Raw genomic sequence first — 18,084 nt, forward strand, 5'->3', positions numbered from 1 at the left:
CTTACAACAAGGGTCGGTCATGCAACGCACGGCCAGGCGGTTGGATCAGGTTGCTTGAGCCATCCAGTCCTGCAACAACTGGCGAGCCGTACGGATGTCATTCATGCGGGTGTGAGGCTGGCCGCGTTCACGTTCGATGACCAGATCGCCGGTGAAGCTCGACTCATCGAGCACACGCAAGAAGGCGGGCCAGTCTACGTCGCCTTCGCCGACCGCCACCTCCTGCCCCCACGTGCCCGGCGAGGTCGTGCGGACGGCATCTTTGATGTGCACCTGTCCGACGTACGGCAACAGCCGCTGGAGGGCGGTGATGGGGTCGCCCTTGTCGTAGAGGATCATGTTGGCCGGGTCGAAGTTTACGCCGAGGTTGGGCGCGTCGACCTTGCGAAGAAAAGTTTCCAGCACGCTCGCGGTTTCCTGGCCGGTTTCCAGCAGCAAGGTGAGGCCGACCGACTTGAAGCGGTCAGTGACCCATCGAATACGCTCGACGAGGCGCTCGAACGCCTGTTTGTCGTCGGCGTCTGGAATGAAGCCGGCGTGCGTGCTGACGAGGCGCAGGCCAAGCGACTCGGCGGTGCGGATCGCGTTTTCGATGATCTTTTGATTCTCCGGCCAGGTCTGTTCGGGTACGAGACCGCCGGTTTTTCGGATGGATTCGAGTGAGGAGTAATCTTCGCCCACGCAGCCGAACATGCCGGAACGGATGCTCACACCCGCGGCGGCGAGATGCTTGTTCACATCGGCCCATTGCTCAGGCTGGCGGGCTAGTGGGTTCAAGGCGAGTTGCACGAAGGGCAGTTCACAGGCGGAAACGCGCTGCGCGAGGTCCGCGGCGTTTTCGGCTTGAAGGGACCAACTGCATACGCCCAGTTTTTCGTCGAGATTCAATGACATCGTGTAGCTCCGTTGGTGGGATGACTTTGTGTATGTGGTTGCGGAAGGTTTGTTACGCGTGGCTACGAATGGTTACGCATGGTTATGCAGAGGCACGCTGGCGTGGGGTGCGTCGGCGTCGCGGGCGATCGGTCTCGGCGGTGGGGAAAGGCTGCCAGCCGTGGCGGTAGAGGCTCGCCAGCGCCAGCCAGCCGGCGGTCTCGGCGAAGCCACCGTCGGGCCCGTTCCATGTTTCGATGCCGACACGGCTGGCGAGCACGGACAGCAGCCCGCTGCGCACCGACTCGGTCAGGCGGTCGCATACAGCAGGGTGGTCGGCCAACTCGCTGACAATCACCAGGCGATTGGGGCGGATGAAGTTGACCGCGTTGCTCAAGGCGATGGCCAGGTGATCCAGCACGGTTTGCACCGCCGAGTTGTCGCTCGTATCGCGGGCCAGCAGTTCGAACAGGCGCGAGTCGGTGGGCACGCCACGTTGATGGAGGAAGGCGGAGCTGACGATACGTTCGAGGCAGCCGACCTGTCCGCAGTAGCAGCGGTCGGTATCGATGAAAAAGCGCGTGTGGCCGAGCTCGTTGCCGCCGACGACGCAGCCGCGGTTGGGGCGTCCGTCCACGAGCACGGCAGCGCCGATCGCGCCGTCACGGACGAGCACGAGCAGGATGTCTTCCTCCGGCCCGGCGGCGTGGGTGAGGCTCCACTGTGCGGCGAGGGCGTGCATGTCGTTTTCGAGAATCAGCGGTAGATCGCCAAGCGCCTTGTGCACCGGTTCGAGGCTGATCGGCGTCGCGGCGGGCATGGCGGAGCTGAGCAGGATCGACGGGGCCACCGGGTCGACGAAGCCGGTGACGCTGAGTCCAACGGCGATCACCTGGTCCAGCCGATCGCTGGTGGCCAGCAGTTCGCTCGCCGCGGCCATGGTTTCGCTGACGTCGGATGCGGCGCGGAGTCGGACGTCGTCGATCCGCTCGCCGAGCAGGTTTAGCCGACATGCGCTGACCTGGCCGGGCTCGAGGGCCATGCCCAGCACCGCCCGGCGACCGGGGTCGATCGTCACGGGCACGCGCGGCCGACCGCGGCCGACTAGCTCGGCCTCGCCCTCGCACAGAAGCCCCCGCTCCAGCAGGCCGCCGACGAGGCTGCCCACCGTGTTTGGCCGCCAGCCGGTGCGCTCGTGCAGCTCCCGCCGACTTAACGGCCCGGCCTGTCGCAGCGTCGCCAGCAGTCGGCGTTCTCGGGGGGTGGGTAGCATGACTCGATATTATAACGCCGGCGGTAGTAAAGTGGGGCCCACGATGGGGCTTTGTTGGCCGATCCTGCTATCCTGTTCGGCTCGATCCGTCCTGAGTCGGTTATCCGCAGGCCCGCCGGCTGGCCCGGCCGTTCGAAGCAAAAGCACAATGACCACTGCGACCCCCTTGCCCGCGCGGGTGGCGATCCTCGCCCGCGACATCAAGTTGAGCCACTCCGTCTTCGCGCTGCCGTTTGCGCTGCTGGCGACGTTTCTCGCGGCGGCGTCGGCCGATCGGCTGCCGCGCGTGGGCGAGTTCGTGCTGATTGTCGTGTGCATGGTGCTTGCGCGGACGCTGGCGATGGCGGTCAACCGCTGGGCCGACGCCGGCTTCGACGCGGACAACCCGCGGACGGCCGGGCGTGCGATCCCCAGCGGGTCGCTGACGCGGCCGTTTGTGCTGGGGATGGCGATCGCCTTCGCGGTGGCGTTTGTCGTAGCGGCGGGGGGGTTCTGGTTTTTCTATGGCAACCCCTGGCCGATGGTGCTGTCGCCGGCGGTGGCGGCGTATCTCGCGGGCTACAGCTTCACGAAACGGTTCACCTGGCTTTGCCACATCGTGCTCGGGGTGGCGTTGGCGCTGAGTCCGCTGGCAGCAGTGATCGCGATTGAGCCAGGCTACCTCGCGTCGCCGACGCCTTGGCTGCTGGCGTTGCTGGTGACCTGCTGGGTCGCGGGCTTCGACGTGATCTATGCGTTGCAGGACGTGGGCGTCGATCGCGAGCAGGGGCTTTATTCGATGCCGTCGCGACTTGGTATTGCGTCCGCGCTTTGGATCAGTCGAATGTTGCACTTCGTCACAGCGGGGGCACTGGTCGCGCTGGCGATGACCAGTTCGCAGCTTGGCGTGACGTTCGCCATCGCAGCGGTGTTGACGCTGGGCTTGCTCGTGTTGGAGCATGTGCTCATCGCCGGCTCGAAGGCGCATCGCATTCCGCTGGTGTTCATCACCGTCAACGGGTTGATCAGCCTGCTGCTGGGCGCAGCGGGCATCGTTGACGTCCTGTTGCGCGTTAATGTGTGAGTCGAATTGACGCGCTGTTCACACCGCCAACGTAACCGGCTCACCGCATCGTCGGTCGACCGCCTCGGCGACGCGGCGGACGGAGGCAATCATCTCCGCGAGCACCGCTGGCGTGACCGATTGCGCCCCGTCGGTCAGGGCGTGTTCCGGGTCCGGGTGCACTTCGATTGCCAAACCGTCGCAGCCGGCCGCGACCGCGGCGCGTGCCATGGCGGGAACGAGCCGGGCATGGCCCGTGCCGTGTGAGGGGTCAATCACCACGGGCAGATGCGTACGGTGATGCAGTTCCGGCACGGCAGAGAGGCTCAGCGTGTTGCGCGTGTGGTCTTCGAACGTGCGAATGCCACGCTCACACAACACCACGTTGTTGTTCCCACCGGCGAGGATGTACTCCGTCGCTTGCAGGTATTCGTCAATCGTCATCGACATGCCGCGCTTGTATAGCACTGGCTTCGACTGTGCGCCCACCGCTTCGAGCAGCTTGTAGTTCTGCGCGTTGCGCGTGCCGATCTGAAGGCAGTCGGCGTACTTCGACACAAGCTCCACATCATCTGGTGTCACCACCTCCGTCACGACGGCAAGCCCTGTCTCCGCACGCGCCGCGGCGAGCAGCTTCAGGCCGTCTTCGCCCATGCCCTGGAACGCGTAGGGGTTGGTGCGCGGCTTGAATGCGCCGCCGCGCAGGGCATGAGCGCCGGCTTCTTTGACCATGCGGGCGGTCTGCATGATCTGCTCTTCGCTTTCGACACTGCACGGGCCTGCGATGATGCTGATGTCCTTGCCGCCGAACGTGCATTGCTCGCTCAGGCGGACGATGCTTCGCTCCTGCCGCGACTCGCGTGCAGCCAGCTTGTAGGGAGCGAGCACACGCATGACCCGGTCGACCCCCGGCGCCTGTTCGAGCCGACCCTGATCCTTGCGGCGGTCTTCCCCGATCACGGCGACAACGGTCAACTCTGTGCCGTGGATGACGTGGTCGGTGAGGCCCATATCTTTCACCAGTTGGCAGACGTGTTGCACTTGCTGTTCCGTAGCTTTGGGTTGCATGATGACGATCATGGGTTGAACTCCTGCGTATGGTCGGCTGTGTTTCAGGCAATAAAAAAACCCTGACGCGACGCCGCGTCAGGGTGTGGGGTGTTGGCGAATCAGTCGAGTCTTTCGACTACCACACAGGCCCTGTCGCGGGTGGCGTCAGGTTAAACCAGAAGGTGCCGAAAAAGAATCGCTGTGTGCGCTGCATGGCTTTGGAATTATGCCACGAAACGCAAGCTTGTCAATCTTTTTTTGAAACGGCTATCGCGCGCGATAGTTCACAGTTTCAGTGCGCTCATCCGCAGGCATTGCGTGATATCGGCGATTGCCGCCTGATGCGACGGCCGGGGAGAACCGGGGAGGTGGTGTGGGCGTAAAGCGTATGGAGAAATGATCAGCCTTTTGTGCATTCGGACCGATATGATGTGTTGGGCTTGCCGTGTTCGATCGCACTTGAATGGGGAGACTTGGCATGCGTTCGCCATTACGATTCGATTCCATTCGGCCGTTGGTGCGATATGTCGATGACGAACAGGCGGTGGTGGAAGCGCAGTTTCTTGCTGCCGCCCGCTTCCCGCATGACGCGACGCCTTGGCTGAATCGACAGGTTGAAGTCGCTGTCGAAATTCATGGCACGGACGGCTTCGAGGACGAAACCCGGCAGTTGGTGCAGCTTGAAGCGGGCCTCGGCAGTGTTCGGCTTGAACTGGTGCATCCGCAACGCTGGTGGCCGGCCGGCATGGGCGAGCAGTCGCTTTACGAGTTTGCGATGACCATGATTGCCGATGGGAAGACGATCGATCGGCGAAGCGTGACGCTTGGCTTGACGTCCGTGCGCGAAGACCCCGACACCGCCGGCGAGCCGGAGCCGCGCTTACTGGTCAACGGGCAGGTGTGTGCGATTCGTAGTGTGCTCATGGTCGACCGTGTGGATGAGAATCAACTGCTGCCCGCCGGCGGCGATTCGCTGCTGCTGGTGCGTGATCATTACGGGCCCGACCTGCTCTATCAGGCCGCGGACCGTGCGGGCGTGTTGCTCGTGCAGTGCGTGCCGGTGCATCCGACAGGTCGGCCGGAGGTGGACGTTGCGGCGCAGGTCGAGCGGCTGGGGACACACCCGTCGCTGGCGGGCTGGTTCGTCGGCCACCTGGGGCAGATCAGCGACGACATCGCCCGTTGTATTCAGGACCTCGATCCGACGCGCAGTGTGTTCCGCCAGTTTCCGGTGGATACGCTCGACACGGCGGCGTGAGGGCTTTCAGCGATCGAGCATTTCGAGATGATCGCCCGGCGCGAGGTGATGGCCGTTAGCGAAGGCATGTGCGTTCATGGGTCGCGTGCCGGCGGCTTGCAGTTCGAGCAGTTTGATCACGCCCTGGCCTGTCATGACGAGCATGCCGTCGAGCACCGTGCCGGGCGGCGTGTCTGTTTTGACGAAGTCGGGCAGGTTGGGCATGGCATCGGCGCGGCGGAGGGTGAGCGGTTGTGTTTGGCCGGTGTGCTGGCAATGCCAGTTGACGCGGCAGCCGGGCCAGGGCGTCAGGCCGTGGATGCGGTTGCGGACCTGCTCGGCGGGCTGGGTGAAGTCGGCTGTGCCGTCGGCTTTGCTGAGTTTGGGGGCGCGCGTCGCCTGTGTGTCGTCCTGATGTTGCGGCTCAAGGATGCCTTGCTCGAAGCGATCGAGCACTTGTTCGATGATGTCCGGGCCGAGTTGAGCGAGGCGGTCGTGCAGTTCGCCCGCGGTTTCGTGGGGGGTGATCTGCAACTCGGCCTGGGCGTACATCGCGCCGGCGTCCATGCGTTGCGCCAGGCCGATGACGGTGACGCCGGTGCGTGTGTCACCATTGATCAGTGCCCAGTTGACGGGCGCGGCGCCGCGGTACTTCGGCAACAGTGAGCCGTGCAGATTTACGACGAGCTTGCCGAGCGCGTCGATGAGGCCGGGCGAGAGCTTTTGTCCGAACGCGACGACCACGGCCGCGTCGGGCTGGTAAGGCGCGAGCTGCTCGATGAAGGCGTTGGTGTTGACGTCGTCGGCCTTGAGCAAGGGCAGGCTTTGCTGCTGTGCCCATGCAGCGATGGGTGTGGGCGTGAGTTGCCGTTTACGGCCGGCGGGCCGATCGGGTTGACTGACCACGGCGACCACATCGTGCTGCTGATGCAGCCGTTCGAGTGTGGGCAGGCCGAATTCTCCAGAGCCGACGAAGATGATTCGCATAACGGAAACACTTTATACGGGCATCGCGGCGATGGCATCCTCGTACACGCGGTAGACGTGACGGGCGGCGTCGGTCCAGGTGAGCTTGCGGACTTCGATCTCGGCGTTCTGACGCAACTCGCTGGCCAGCGGCGGGTGGCGGAGCACGGCGAGGATCTTGTCGGCAATGTCGTTCACGTCCCAGAAGTCGACCTTGAGCGCGTGTTGAATCACTTCGCTGACGCCCGACGACCGCGAGACGATGACCGGCACGTCGTGGCGGATGGCTTCGAGCGCTGCGATGCCGAACGGTTCGCTGACCGAGGGCATGACGTACACGTTAGCCATGCGGAAAACACGCGCCACGTCCGCTTGGTCGAGGAAGCCGGTGAACAGGATCTTGTGAGCGAGGCCTTCCCGCGCTGCCAGCCGAATCACCTCCGGCACGCGATCGCCCGCCCCGGCGACGAGGAACTTGACGTTTTCGTCGTGTTCGAGCACCTTCTTCGCCGCCGCGACGAAGTACTCGGGCCCTTTTTGCATCGTGATGCGGCCGAGGAACAGCACGATGCGATCGCTCGGCCGAATCGCCGCCGCCTGCGTATCGTCCGGCCAGCGGATGTCGGGATGGTCAATGCCGTTGTATACCACATCGATCTGCTTCGGCTCAACGTCGTACCGGCTCATCAGGATTGAGCGCGTGAGGTGACTGACCGCGACGACGCGCACCGCCGCGTGCACACCGCGTCGTTCGATATCGAAGATGCGGTAGTCGATCTGCTCGCCCGCGCGGTCGAACTCCGTCGAGTGCACATGGGCCACCATCGGCTTGCCCGACTCGGCGGCGACCGTCATCGCGGCGGGGAAGGTCATCCAGTCGTGAGCGTGGATGACATCGAACTTTTCATGGCGGGCAAGCTGCACGCACATGTGGGCGTAGCGATGACAGGCGGCGAGGTGGCCGTGGTCATCCGGATGCGCTGCGGCGCGGTTGGTGGAGGTGTGATCGCCAAGGCCGACGTCGTGGGTTTGCCGCGGCGCGTCGGGGGGTGTGGGCGCGGCGGGCGTGGTGTGACGCGTGGTGGTTGTGGTTGCCGTTGTGGTGGATGTGAGTGCGGGGCCGCGATGGCCGTACGCGCCGGGCAGGCCACCGGTGGCGGTGAGGCCGATGGGCAGGTGGTGGAAACGCACGTGTTCAAACGGGGGGCCTGACGGCGCGATCGCGGGCGTGGCCGGGGGTGTGACGCCCGGTTCGAGGGTGTCGTAGGCGATGGGCGACTGTGGCGTGGCATCGCTGCGTGTGGGCACGACGCGGACGATGGATGCGGGGTCTGCCTGGACGGGTCGCGGCAGCACAAACGTAATCTCGACCGGCAGGCGATGCATCGCCTTGGTCAGACCGTAGCAGGCGGTACCGAGTCCGCCGGTGATGTGCGGGGGGAATTCCCACCCGAGCATGAGCACGCGCATCGCCATCTTCCTTGATTCACGTATGCCAACGCAGCCGCTGCACCTTAGCAGGGCGCGACGCCGGCCGCCAATACGGTCGCGGTGAGTCAACGCAGCTTAGCCGTGAAGCGCAGCGGAGCGCGGACGCATTTGTGCCGATGATCGTACATTCAGGTCCGCGCTCCGCTGCGCTTCACGGCTAAGGTTCAAATATCGAAGTACATGCAGAATTCAAACGGGTGCGGGCGTTGTCGCAGCGCTGCGACCTCGTTTTCGCGCTTGTACTTGATCCAGTAGTGGATGACGTCTTCGGTGAACACGCCGCCCTCAAGCAGGTAGTCGTGGTCGGCAGCGAGCGCGTCGAGCGCTTCGGACAACTCGACCGGCGCGGCGTCGATCGATTCATATTCCTCCGGCTCAAGCTCGTAGAGGTCTTTATCGATCGGGTCGCCGGGGTCGATCTTGTTTTTAATGCCGTCGATCGCCGCCATGGTCATCGCGGCGAAGGCGAGGTACGGGTTGCAGGACGCATCGGGGCAGCGGAACTCGATGCGGCGTGACTCGGGGTTGTCGGAGTAGACGGGGATGCGGATGGCGGTCGAGCGGTTGCGCGACGAGTAGACCAGGTGCACCGGCGCTTCGTAGCCGGGCACGAGACGTTTGAAGCTGTTGGTGGTCGGGTTGGTGAACGCGAGCAGCGAGCGGGCGTGCTTGAGCAGACCACCGATGGCGTAGAGGCCTAGTTGCGACAGGCCGGCGTATCGCGGGCCGGCGAACAACGGCTTGTTGCCTTTCCACATGGAAAAGTGCGTGTGCATCCCGCTGCCGTTGTCTTGAAACAACGGCTTGGGCATGAACGTCGCCACCTTGCCGTGCCGGGCCGCGACGTTCTTCACCACGTACTTGTAGAGCATGCACGTGTCGGCCATCTTCAGCAGGCCCTGGTAGCGAAGGTCGATCTCGGCCTGTCCGCCGGTGGCGACTTCGTGGTGATGGCCCTCGACGGGGATGCCGAGCTTGATCATCTCGCTGACCATCTCCGAGCGGAGGTCGGTCATCGTGTCCATCGGCGGCATGGGGAAGTAGCCTTCGCGCTGGCGGACCTGATAGCCGAGGTTGGTCGGGTCCTGCTTGCCGCGGTTCCAGATGCCCTCTGCGGAGTCGACGCGATAGTGGGCGCTGTTGACGCCCTGGTCGTACCAGGCGTTGTCGAAGATGAAAAATTCGAGTTCGGGGCCGAACATCGCGTGGTCGGCGATCTTTGAGTGCTTGAGGTAGTCCTGCGCCTTTCGGCCGATGGAGCGTGGATCGCGGCTGTACTCTTTTTTGGTGACCGGGTCTTTGATATCGCAGATCAGGCCCAGCGTGGGAAACTGGAGGAACGGGTCGAGGTGAGCCGTGTCCGCGACGGGGACGATGAGCATGTCGGATTCGTTGATGGCCTGCCATCCGCGGATGGCCGAGCCGTCGAAGCCGAAGCCGTGGTCGAACGAGTCTTCCTTGAGTTCGCTGACGGGGAAGGTGATGTGCTGCCAGAGGCCGGGGAAGTCCATGAACCGGCAGTCGATGAACTCGATCTTGTTCTGCTTGATGAACTGGAGGACCTGTTTGGGTGTCATGGCGGTTCCTTGCATCTGCACATCGGGCTCAGGCCTGCGATGGCGGACAAGGATACTTCGCCGGGCGCGATGTCACCAATCCCGCGGGGCCTGTGCGATTACTCCTGCACCGCCAGGCGATCGAGCACGCGTTCGTAGAGTTGGTCGAACTGTTCGTAGGTATCTTCCAGGTATGCCCGGCGGGCGGATTGCGGCTCGGCCTCGGCGAGTTGCCGGGCGAGGTGCGCCGCGTAGCGAGTGGCCTCGGTTTGCGAGAGCAGCAGGTAAAGCTCGAAACGGTTGCGATCGCCGGCGAGCAGGGCACGCTGCGTGGCGCTGGCGATCGAGTCGCGGGTGGCGGTTTCCAGTGTGGGCAGGCCGTCTTCGTCGAGGCCGAGCTCTGCTGCTGCATCGGCGAATTCGTATAGCCGATCGGCGGCGTCACCACTGGCGCTGGCGATGTCTCCGAGCAGGGCGCGCGTCTCATCGCTGACCGATCGGAATGGGATGCGCACCGCCTGGTCGATCTGCCGATTCTCTTCCAGCAGGTCGTAGAGCAGGGCGTAGCCTTCGCTCAACTCGCGGTTGCGCTCGTCAGGGTCGGCGCTGACCGTCGGCCGACCTGGTGCACAGCCGGCCGCCGTACAAAGCATCAACGCCAACGCGACACCAAGGGTCCATGTTGCAACATGCCGTGCCGATCCGGGGGCGTATCGCATCATTTCGTCCACCTCCTGTTATGCAGAAGCGTAGCAGGGCGGCGGGCGAGTATCTACATACGACACAATCCGGGCGTTTCGAGAGGGGGAGATCTGTCGATGTTCTCACACCAGTTCGACGTCTTCGTCGCTGGCAGGGCCGTTGTCGTTGAGCTTGTCGAGGTAAGCTTTTCGCCGTCGGCGGGCCTCGACGACCAGGTCGTGCCGATCACGCTCGTTTTTCACGCGCGACGCCAGCGTGCCCACAACACACGTGACCAGCACGTACGCCAGGCCCGCGATCAGCAGCCAGATGACCATGGTAAGGTCGACCATGTGGGCATTATCGGTTCAGGCGAGGGGTGGGCTTGATGGATGATGCGGAAGTTGCGTGCCAAGCCATGTCGGGGCGGGTAGACTTCAGGCATATGAACTCGGGGCCAACCGCCCAAGCTCGTTTCTGGAACTCGGTCGCGTGGGTGTTGGCAGTACTGCTGCTGACGCCGATGGCGTGGTCGCAGGTGGACACGGTGACGTTGCAGGTCGAGCCGGGCGACGTCGGGCTGGACGGCTACGTTCGGCCGGGCGTCTGGACACCGCTGCGGCTGACCCTGCGCAACCAGTCCGCCGAACCGCGCGAGGTGATCTGCCGGTGGGTGGTGCGCGATTTCGACGGCGACACCGTGCACGTCGAACGCCGAGTCACCCTCACCCCCGAGCGGACGCAGCAGGTCTGGCTATACGCCGCCCCCTCCGCCACGCGCGCCGCCCGCGACGGCTGGCCCGTGCAGGTGCTCGACGCCGAGACCGGCAGTCTCCTCGCTCAGCAGCGGATCGCCCCGCGTCAGTCGCTCGAATCGACCGACAACCTCATTGCCGTCATGAGCTCCGCCGACCTCGGTTTCGAGCCCTATAGCGAACGTTATACCCAGCACGAAGCCCTCCGTTCGTTGCGCGGCCTCACCCTGCACAACCTGCCCGACCGCTGGTACGGCCTGTCGACGCTGCAAGCCATCGTCTGGACCCGCGAAGGCGGCGAACCCGACGACGCCCGCTTCACCGCCGCCCATCAGCAGGCCCTGCGCGAGTGGGTAAGGCGCGGCGGACATATGGTCATTGTCTGGCCCACGGTCGGACAGGCATGGACCGCCTCGCCCCTGGCAGACATGCTGCCGATCAACGAGCGACAGGTCCGGCAGGTGCAGCGGCCGTTGCCCTCGTGGGCTGGCTCGCCGCGTACGGGTGAGCTGAGGCCGGTTGAGTATGCGACGTTTAACGTAAGCGGCAATGACGGGCCGCGCGTCGACGTGCTGCGTCGCGACCGCGAGGGCGACCCGACCGTCGTCGCCCGGCGGTACGGCTTCGGACGCGTGACGGTCGTGGGGATCAACTTCGCTGACCGTCGGCTGGTACAGTTGGGCTTGCCCAACGGCCGATTCCGCATCTGGCATGATGTGTTCCACCTGCAATCGCCGGTGTATGAACGCGACGTGATCGATGCGGAGATGCGCGAAGGCAACATCGCTCGGCCGACCGGTCGCGAGGCGGTCGAGCTCGGCCGATTCGTGCCCGGTGCGATCGCCATGCGTAATACGGCTGGCCCGGTGCTGGTATTGGCCATCTTTGTCTTCGGCATCTACTGGCTGCTGGCCGGGCCGATCGGGTTCGTCGTGCTGCGGCAGAAGGCGTGGCTGCATCACAGTTGGCTGGCGTTTCTTGCGGTGGTGGTCGTGTTCAGCGTGGTCGCGTGGGGCGGGGCGATTGTCATGCAGCCGCGCCAGGCGGGCATTGCCCACTTCAGCGTGCTCGACCTCGACGGCCGAACGGGCGAGAGTCGTACGCGCAGTTGGCTGTCGCTGTTCGTGCCCGAGTTCGGCCGAGCGAACATCACCCTCGCCGAGCCCGACGGTACGGGGCGCAACACCCTCGCCAACCCTGGCTGGCGTGTGGGCGGGCCCGACGCCGCGGGTTTTCTCGATCCGCAGACTTACACGCTATCCGCAGGCGACCCCGCGCAGGCCGACGTACCTATGCGGTCGACCGCCAAGCAGTTCACCCTCGACTACTTCGGCAACGTCGGCGAAGATCAGCCCGGCATGCGTGAACCCTTTCCCACGCCGCGCGGCCGACTACGCATCGAAAACGCCTGGCCCGCCGGCCAACTCGGCCATGCGCTGCCCGGCACGCTGCGCGATGTGCTCATCGTCTACTGCCCCGGCGCGGACGGATCGGACCAGCACCGCTGGATGCCCTGGGTCTGGCGACATGGCGACTGGGCACCGGGCGAGCTGCTCGAACTCGGCGGCGCACCCACCAACGCCGACCGGCTTGTCGACCGTCGACATGACTTCGACATCGAGCGCAACTGGTCGAACGAAGGGTTCCTCGGCCAGCTTATCGCCCGACGCACTGGCCAGCGCTTCGTTGACCTCGAGCCGCTTCAGGTTGCCAACGCGAATGAGATGATGCAGGCAGTGGAGATGCTCAGCTTCTTCAGCGCACTGCCCGCGCCCAACTTCCGCGCCGGCGTGACCACGCTTGGCGGCCGACGAAGCGTCGGCTACGAACGCGAGCTCGGTCGGGCACTTGACCTCACCCCGCTGATCGCGGGTCGGCGTATCATCCTCATCGGCTACCTCGAGAACAGCGCGCTGCCCGCGCCGCTCACCCTCAACGGCCGACCGCTGCAAGCCGAGGGCTGGACCGTGGTGCGGTGGGTTTACGACCTCGACTGAGAATCAACATGGCCATGATTCAGACCATCAACCTCACCAAGCGCTACGGCGACCTCATGGCGCTGGCGAATCTCAACCTCGAAATCGAGGAAGGCGACTGCTTCGGCTTCATCGGGCCAAACGGGGCGGGCAAGACCACGACCATCAAGATCCTCGCCACGCTGCTCAAGCCCACATGGGGTGAGGCCCGCATCGCCGGCCTGAGCGTCGGCCCGGTTAACGCAAGGCAGGTTCGTTCGCTCATCGGCTACGTGCCCGACTACTTCGGCAGCTATGACGACATGGTCGTGCAGGAATATCTTGAATTCTTCGCCGCCGCCTATGACATCCATGGCGACAAACGTAAGCAGGTCGTCCACGACGTGCTCGACCTCACCGATCTTTCGTACAAGATCGACGCCGAGGTCAACTCGCTGTCGCGCGGTATGCAGCAGCGGCTGTCCGTGGCACGCGTGCTGTTACACGATCCGAAGGTGCTGCTGCTTGACGAGCCGGCGTCAGGCCTCGACCCGCGGGCCCGCATTGAGATGCGCGAGCTACTCAAAGAGCTGCACCGCATGGGCAAGACGATTCTCATCAGTTCGCACATCCTGCTGGAACTGGCGGACCTGTGCAACAAGGTGGGCATCATCGAGCAGGGGCAGCTCCGTTTCGTCGGCACGACGGACGAGCTGCTGGAGCGCACGCGTGGCGAGCGCGTGCTGCATGTCGCCGTGGCCGACCGGATGCAGGCGGCGCTCGAGTTGCTCAAGGCGATGCCCGGCGTGAGCAGCGCCGAATTGCAGAACAGCCACATCCGTCTCGCGCTGGAAGCCGACCAGACCGGCCCGGCGGCGATCGCGCAGCAACTGGTGCAGCAGGGCTATGCGCTGACCCGGCTTGAAGAAGAAAAGGCGAATCTGGAGACGGCCTTCATGCGGCTGACGAAGGGGTTGGTGCAGTAGTGATGTTGTGGGTGGGAAGTGTGAATCCGGGGCTTCACTTTGCTCAGCCCCGGATCGCCCCCAAGTTCCCAGTCGGCCTGCCATTCATCGCCGATAGCGGCGCAGGGTTTCGACCACGCGCTGGTGTACTTCCAGCGGGCGGGCGACCATTTGCCAGTAGGCTTCCGAGACAGCGGTGCCGGCGGTGGCGAAGCCGAGCGTGCCCAGGTTGAACGGTCGTTCGCGGAGGCTGAACAGCAACTCGGTGTGCTGAATTTCACGTAGATGGGCTTCGAAAACGAACACACGCAGCACACCGCGTACGCGGATGACGCGCTGGTCGGTGAGGACGTAGACGCGTGAGAGCCATTCGAGAAAACTCCAGAACAGTCGTGCACCGACGAGGCCGACGCCGACGAGTATGAGGTCGCGTCGGTCGATGTCCAGGCCGAACTGGTTGTTGATCGCTCCCGCGGCGATGACCAGCAGCACGAGCATGAAAAGGGTCTTAATCGGCGCGAGCAGGATGAACCACGGGCTCGGCTTGAGCAGCAGGATGATGATCTCGCCCGGCTGAAGCAGTTCGGTCGGCAGCATCGCGGCGGCGCGAAGCGCAGCGGCGTCCTGCCCAGCCTGGCCGGCGGCGCCTTCGGCGAAATTCAGCTTCGCGTTTCGCGTTTTGAGTTTCGAGTTGTTCATGTTGTCATTGAAATCTTGCGGGCAAACGATGAACTTGAAACTCGGGTTTATTACGCTTCGACCACTTCGCGTTTGAGCGTGACGATATCGGGAAGGTTGCGATAGTAGTCGTCGAAGTCCAGGCCGTAGCCGACGACGAATTCGTCGGGGATGTCGAAGGCGACGTAGTCGACGGGCGTGTGCATGGCGTCTTCGCGTTGCTTTCGCAGCAGTACGCAGGTGCGGAGGCTGGCGGGGTTGCGATCGCGTAGGGTTTGCGTGGCGAGTTGGAGGGTCTGGCCGGAGTCGAGGATGTCGTCGATCAGCAGCACGTGCAGGCCGGCGAGTGATTCGGGCAGCCGCGTGAGGCCGGCTACGACCGAAGCGCCGCGGCTGGCGGTCGATCGGCCGGGGTACGACGTGATCGACATCATGTGAATCTGCATACGCATCGGCAGGCATCGCATCAGGTCGGCCACGAACATGAAGCTGCCGGTGAGGATCGGCACGAGCGTCACCTCCAGCGGTGTGGCGGCGTCCGCGTCGGCTTCGGCGGCGAGCTCGTCGGCAATTTCTGCCGCCAGTTCGTTTACACGCTGGGCGATGGCGTTGCGATCGATCAGCACACGGTCGATGTCACGTTCCATGGTGGGCAGTGTACCACTGTCGACTGTTTGTGGGAGAGATCTCGGCGGCGCGTTTCGTGCGTAGCAATAACAGTGAGGTATGATCTGCTCGGGGGGTGTTCGGAAGTGAATCGCTGTCATGTGAGGGTCTGCCATGCCGTGTCTGCTTGCGTTGCTTGCCGTGTTCTTCCCGCGCGTGGTGATCGTGCTGATTTTTGTTTTCAGCCAGTACCTCAATAGCGCCTATGACACAGTGCTCTGGCCGGTGCTTGGGTTCATCTTCATGCCGTTTACGACGCTGGCGTATGCGTTTGCCGTCAACAATACGGGTGGCAATGTGGCCGGGGTTTACTTGGCGGTGGTCGTTATTGCCGTGCTGATGGATCTGGGGTCATGGAGCGGCGGGGCGACGGCCCGGCGGCGGTGGTGACCGAGGAGGCGGCCGTCATCGCCGCGTCGGCGAGGCTTTGGGGTCGGCCTGTCCCACAGCCGGCGCGGCGCGGGCGAGCAACTCCCGCACCTGCTGGTCCGACGTCGGCTCAAAATTCTCATACCACTGCCCGACGCCCGCAAAGTCGTGGGGCGTCATGACGAACACGACATCGTCCGCCCGGTTCGCCAAGCGGTCGTGCATGTCGGGCGGTGCGACCGGCGCGGCGACCACCACGCAACGCGGATGCTGCTGTTGTACGGCGTCGACGGCCGCGAGCATCGTCGCCCCCGTCGCCAACCCGTCGTCAATCAGGATGGCGCAGCGGTCACGTACTGTCGGCGGCGGCCGATTGCCGCGATAGGTCAGCTCACGCGCTTGCAGAACTTCTCGCTCGCGAGCGGTGACTTGCTCGATCGTGTCGTTGTTGATGCCGATCTGTTCGATCAGCGGCTGGTTGAGCACGCGTACGCCGCCGGAAGCGATCGCCCCCATGGCCAGTTCTTCATGTCCCGGCACGCCGAGCTTGCGAACCAGCAGCGCGTCCACCGGCGCGCGCAATGCCTGTGCGACTTCATACCCCACTGGCACGCCGCCGCGCGGCAGGGCGAGCACAATCACGTCCGGCCGAAAGGCGTAACGGGTCAACGACCGGGCCAAGGCTTGGCCCGCATCGCGACGGTCAAAAAATGGTGGGCGAAACACGTTTGGCTCACTTTCGTCAAAGACGTTGCCGCAGGCTGGTTGCCTTATCTGACGGTAGGCGTGTGATGGGTTGATGGCGATGGGGGCAAATCATGGAGGGGATACGGAGTCCCGTATTTCGCAGGCCGTATTGTCCCCTAAGACGCGCGACGGACGGTGGCGGAACCTTCCGCCTGCTCGAGCGCCCGCATCATGGCGGCGGCCTTGTCGAGCGTTTCCTGGTACTCCGCCGCGGGCTGCGAGTCGGCGACAATGCCGCCGCCGACGGAGAAATCCACCCGCCCCGAGCGGCTGCGGGCGTCAGTTTCGACCAGGAGCGTGCGGATGGCGATATTGAATCGGGCGGTGTCGTTGTACAGGTAGCCGATGCTGCCACAGTAGGGGCCGCGGCGGACGGGTTCGAGTTCGTCGATGATCTGCATGGCCCGGACCTTCGGCGCGCCGGTGATCGACCCGCCGGGCATGGCGGCGCGGAGCAGGTCGATCGCGTTTTTGTCGGGCTGGAGTCGGCCGATGATGGTGGATACGCCGTGGTGCACCGTGGGGTGCGTTTCGATCGATCGGGCCTCGACTACCTCCACCGAGCCGTACCGGCACACCCGGCCGAGGTCGTTGCGCAGCAGGTCGACGATCATGTGCAGCTCGGCGGCGTCTTTCTCGCTGCCGCGCAACTCGTCGGCGGTGGCGCTGACCGGGCGCGTGCCCTTGATCGGCCGAGTGGTGACCTGCCCGCCGGGCCGCACTTCCAGGAACAATTCGGGAGACGTTGAGACGATGCTCCGCCTTGGCTCGTCCGTGTCAGCGGGCATCAACTCGAGCATTGCTCCGTACCATGCAGGCGAAGCCTCGGCGAGCGCCTGGAACAGCGCCCTTGGCTCGCCGGTGAACGGTGCGGTGAAGCGTTGGGCGAGGTTGACCTGGAACACATCGCCGGCTGCGATGTACTGCCGGGCACGTTCGATCATCGACTCGTAGTCGGCTCGGCTCATCACGCTGCGCGGCTGGTCGGCGTGAAAGCCGAGGTCGTCACGCGGCGACAGTGCGGGCAGGTTCGGCGGTTCGCCGTCGCGCCACGTGCCATGGGCGTGCCACGCCTGCTCCACCGAGTCATATACCAGCCAGCCGCGGCACTGGTGCATCTGCACGACCGGCCAGTGGCGGTCGATGCTCGCCTCCGTGGGAAGATTTTCAATGGATCGTGCCAGGTCATAGCCGAGGTGGCCCAGCCAGAGCACGTCCTGCTGCTGTCGAAGGAGGTTCAGGTCGGCGAAGGGGTCGTCGTGCCAGTCGGCGGTGGGGGCGGCGTCGGGGTTGCCGACCCAGCGGCCGCGCGGCGTGCCGTCTTCCAGCAGGTCGAAGCGATACGCTCCCGTCGGACTGGCGAGCAGGCTGTAGCGGGCCCAGCGCGGGTGCAGTCGGCCGGAGTGGAGCATGAGCAGCGGCCGGTCGGCGGGCCATCGCCGCATGGCTTCCAGCGGGTCGAGCTGCCAGGGCAGGCGTAGGCCGTGAGCAAACATCATGGGGCATGATAGCCGCTTTGATCGCTGCTGACCTTGTGCGTGTAATGCTCGTAGGGCTTATGCGTCGAATTGCGGTGCAAGCCAAGCACTGTGGTTAGTTAAATGTTGCAATTGTGAAACCGCGATGTGGTCCTGAGCCGAAGCGTGCACGGGTGGGCTCGAACCACCGACCTGCGGATTAGAAGTCCGCTGCTCTATCCAACTGAGCTACGTGCACAACGCGAAGTTTCCAATCGCGCCATTATTGCATTGGCTCAGGAGCATGTCGAACGGTGGTCGGG

At 64.4% G+C, this 18,084-nt stretch carries 17 protein-coding genes and 1 tRNA gene; 5 read left to right on the top strand and 13 right to left on the bottom strand.

Translation table 11 applies throughout. The features are described from left to right. Positions 1–45 precede the first annotated feature (45 nt). The gene (locus tag ACERK3_03995) at positions 46–894 is read right to left on the bottom strand and encodes a sugar phosphate isomerase/epimerase family protein (protein MFA9477451.1); all 849 of its coding nucleotides are present in this window, start codon (positions 892–894) and stop codon (positions 46–48) included. Between the two features lie 82 nt (positions 895–976). Next, a complete protein-coding gene (locus ACERK3_04000; GenBank protein ID MFA9477452.1) occupies positions 977–2,146 on the bottom strand; it encodes an ROK family protein in 1,170 nt (389 codons plus the stop codon). A gap of 148 nt (positions 2,147–2,294) precedes the next feature. Here ACERK3_04000 and ACERK3_04005 point away from each other — a divergent pair, with 148 nt between their 5' ends. Then, positions 2,295–3,209 (top strand): UbiA-like polyprenyltransferase, encoded by a 915-nt coding sequence (locus tag ACERK3_04005; GenBank protein ID MFA9477453.1) that lies wholly within the window; start codon positions 2,295–2,297, stop codon positions 3,207–3,209. 18 nt (positions 3,210–3,227) lie between these two features. On the opposite strand, the gene aroF is transcribed toward ACERK3_04005, so the two are convergent. Then, entirely contained in the window at positions 3,228–4,256 is a 1,029-nt protein-coding gene (gene aroF / locus ACERK3_04010; protein ID MFA9477454.1) for a 3-deoxy-7-phosphoheptulonate synthase, read from the bottom strand. 460 nt (positions 4,257–4,716) lie between these two features. Between aroF and ACERK3_04015 the strand changes: the two genes are divergently transcribed. After that, complete coding sequence (locus ACERK3_04015; protein MFA9477455.1) at positions 4,717–5,496, top strand: hypothetical protein; 780 nt, start codon at positions 4,717–4,719, stop codon at positions 5,494–5,496. A gap of 6 nt (positions 5,497–5,502) precedes the next feature. On the opposite strand, the gene fmt is transcribed toward ACERK3_04015, so the two are convergent. The 5 genes from fmt to ACERK3_04040 all read right to left on the bottom strand — a co-directional run bounded on the left by fmt (position 5,503) and on the right by ACERK3_04040 (position 10,522). Continuing rightward, complete coding sequence (fmt, locus tag ACERK3_04020; GenBank protein ID MFA9477456.1) at positions 5,503–6,462, bottom strand: methionyl-tRNA formyltransferase; 960 nt, start codon at positions 6,460–6,462, stop codon at positions 5,503–5,505. Between the two features lie 12 nt (positions 6,463–6,474). Then, a complete protein-coding gene (locus ACERK3_04025; GenBank protein ID MFA9477457.1) occupies positions 6,475–7,917 on the bottom strand; it encodes a glycosyltransferase in 1,443 nt (480 codons plus the stop codon). Between the two features lie 179 nt (positions 7,918–8,096). Further along, complete coding sequence (gene glnA / locus ACERK3_04030) at positions 8,097–9,509, bottom strand: type I glutamate--ammonia ligase (GenBank protein MFA9477458.1); 1,413 nt, start codon at positions 9,507–9,509, stop codon at positions 8,097–8,099. 98 nt (positions 9,510–9,607) lie between these two features. Further along, positions 9,608–10,210, bottom strand: a complete 603-nt coding sequence (locus tag ACERK3_04035) for a hypothetical protein (protein ID MFA9477459.1) — start codon at positions 10,208–10,210, stop codon at positions 9,608–9,610. Positions 10,211–10,312: 102 nt separating this feature from the next. Continuing rightward, a complete protein-coding gene (locus ACERK3_04040) occupies positions 10,313–10,522 on the bottom strand; it encodes a hypothetical protein (GenBank protein ID MFA9477460.1) in 210 nt (69 codons plus the stop codon). A gap of 92 nt (positions 10,523–10,614) precedes the next feature. Between ACERK3_04040 and ACERK3_04045 the strand changes: the two genes are divergently transcribed. Together ACERK3_04045 and ACERK3_04050 are read left to right on the top strand one after the other, a co-directional pair. After that, positions 10,615–12,921 carry a hypothetical protein gene (locus ACERK3_04045; protein ID MFA9477461.1) on the top strand — a complete coding sequence of 769 codons (2,307 nt, stop codon included), beginning with the start codon at positions 10,615–10,617 and terminating at the stop codon, positions 12,919–12,921. A gap of 14 nt (positions 12,922–12,935) precedes the next feature. Next, positions 12,936–13,865: an ABC transporter ATP-binding protein gene (locus ACERK3_04050; GenBank protein MFA9477462.1), complete on the top strand. Its 930-nt coding sequence runs from the start codon at positions 12,936–12,938 to the stop codon at positions 13,863–13,865. An 84-nt stretch (positions 13,866–13,949) separates the two neighbouring features. On the opposite strand, the gene ACERK3_04055 is transcribed toward ACERK3_04050, so the two are convergent. Both ACERK3_04055 and hpt read right to left on the bottom strand, forming a co-directional pair. After that, positions 13,950–14,543 (bottom strand): PH domain-containing protein, encoded by a 594-nt coding sequence (locus tag ACERK3_04055; protein ID MFA9477463.1) that lies wholly within the window; start codon positions 14,541–14,543, stop codon positions 13,950–13,952. 50 nt (positions 14,544–14,593) lie between these two features. Continuing rightward, on the bottom strand, positions 14,594–15,169 hold the full coding sequence (gene hpt, locus ACERK3_04060; protein MFA9477464.1) for a hypoxanthine phosphoribosyltransferase: 576 nt from the start codon (positions 15,167–15,169) through the stop codon (positions 14,594–14,596). A 133-nt stretch (positions 15,170–15,302) separates the two neighbouring features. Between hpt and ACERK3_04065 the strand changes: the two genes are divergently transcribed. Further along, positions 15,303–15,578 carry a hypothetical protein gene (locus tag ACERK3_04065; protein ID MFA9477465.1) on the top strand — a complete coding sequence of 92 codons (276 nt, stop codon included), beginning with the start codon at positions 15,303–15,305 and terminating at the stop codon, positions 15,576–15,578. A 15-nt stretch (positions 15,579–15,593) separates the two neighbouring features. Here ACERK3_04065 and ACERK3_04070 read toward each other — a convergent pair whose 3' ends face one another. The 3 genes from ACERK3_04070 to ACERK3_04080 all read right to left on the bottom strand — a co-directional run bounded on the left by ACERK3_04070 (position 15,594) and on the right by ACERK3_04080 (position 18,020). After that, positions 15,594–16,283: a phosphoribosyltransferase gene (locus tag ACERK3_04070; GenBank protein ID MFA9477466.1), complete on the bottom strand. Its 690-nt coding sequence runs from the start codon at positions 16,281–16,283 to the stop codon at positions 15,594–15,596. 137 nt (positions 16,284–16,420) lie between these two features. Beyond that, complete coding sequence (locus ACERK3_04075; protein ID MFA9477467.1) at positions 16,421–17,803, bottom strand: anthranilate synthase component I family protein; 1,383 nt, start codon at positions 17,801–17,803, stop codon at positions 16,421–16,423. Positions 17,804–17,946: 143 nt separating this feature from the next. Beyond that, positions 17,947–18,020, bottom strand: a tRNA-Arg gene (locus ACERK3_04080). Between the last annotated feature and the right edge of the window lie 64 nt (positions 18,021–18,084).

Source organism: Phycisphaerales bacterium AB-hyl4 (assembly GCA_041821185.1).
In the GTDB taxonomy this organism is placed as follows: domain Bacteria; phylum Planctomycetota; class Phycisphaerae; order Phycisphaerales; family Phycisphaeraceae; genus Natronomicrosphaera; species Natronomicrosphaera hydrolytica.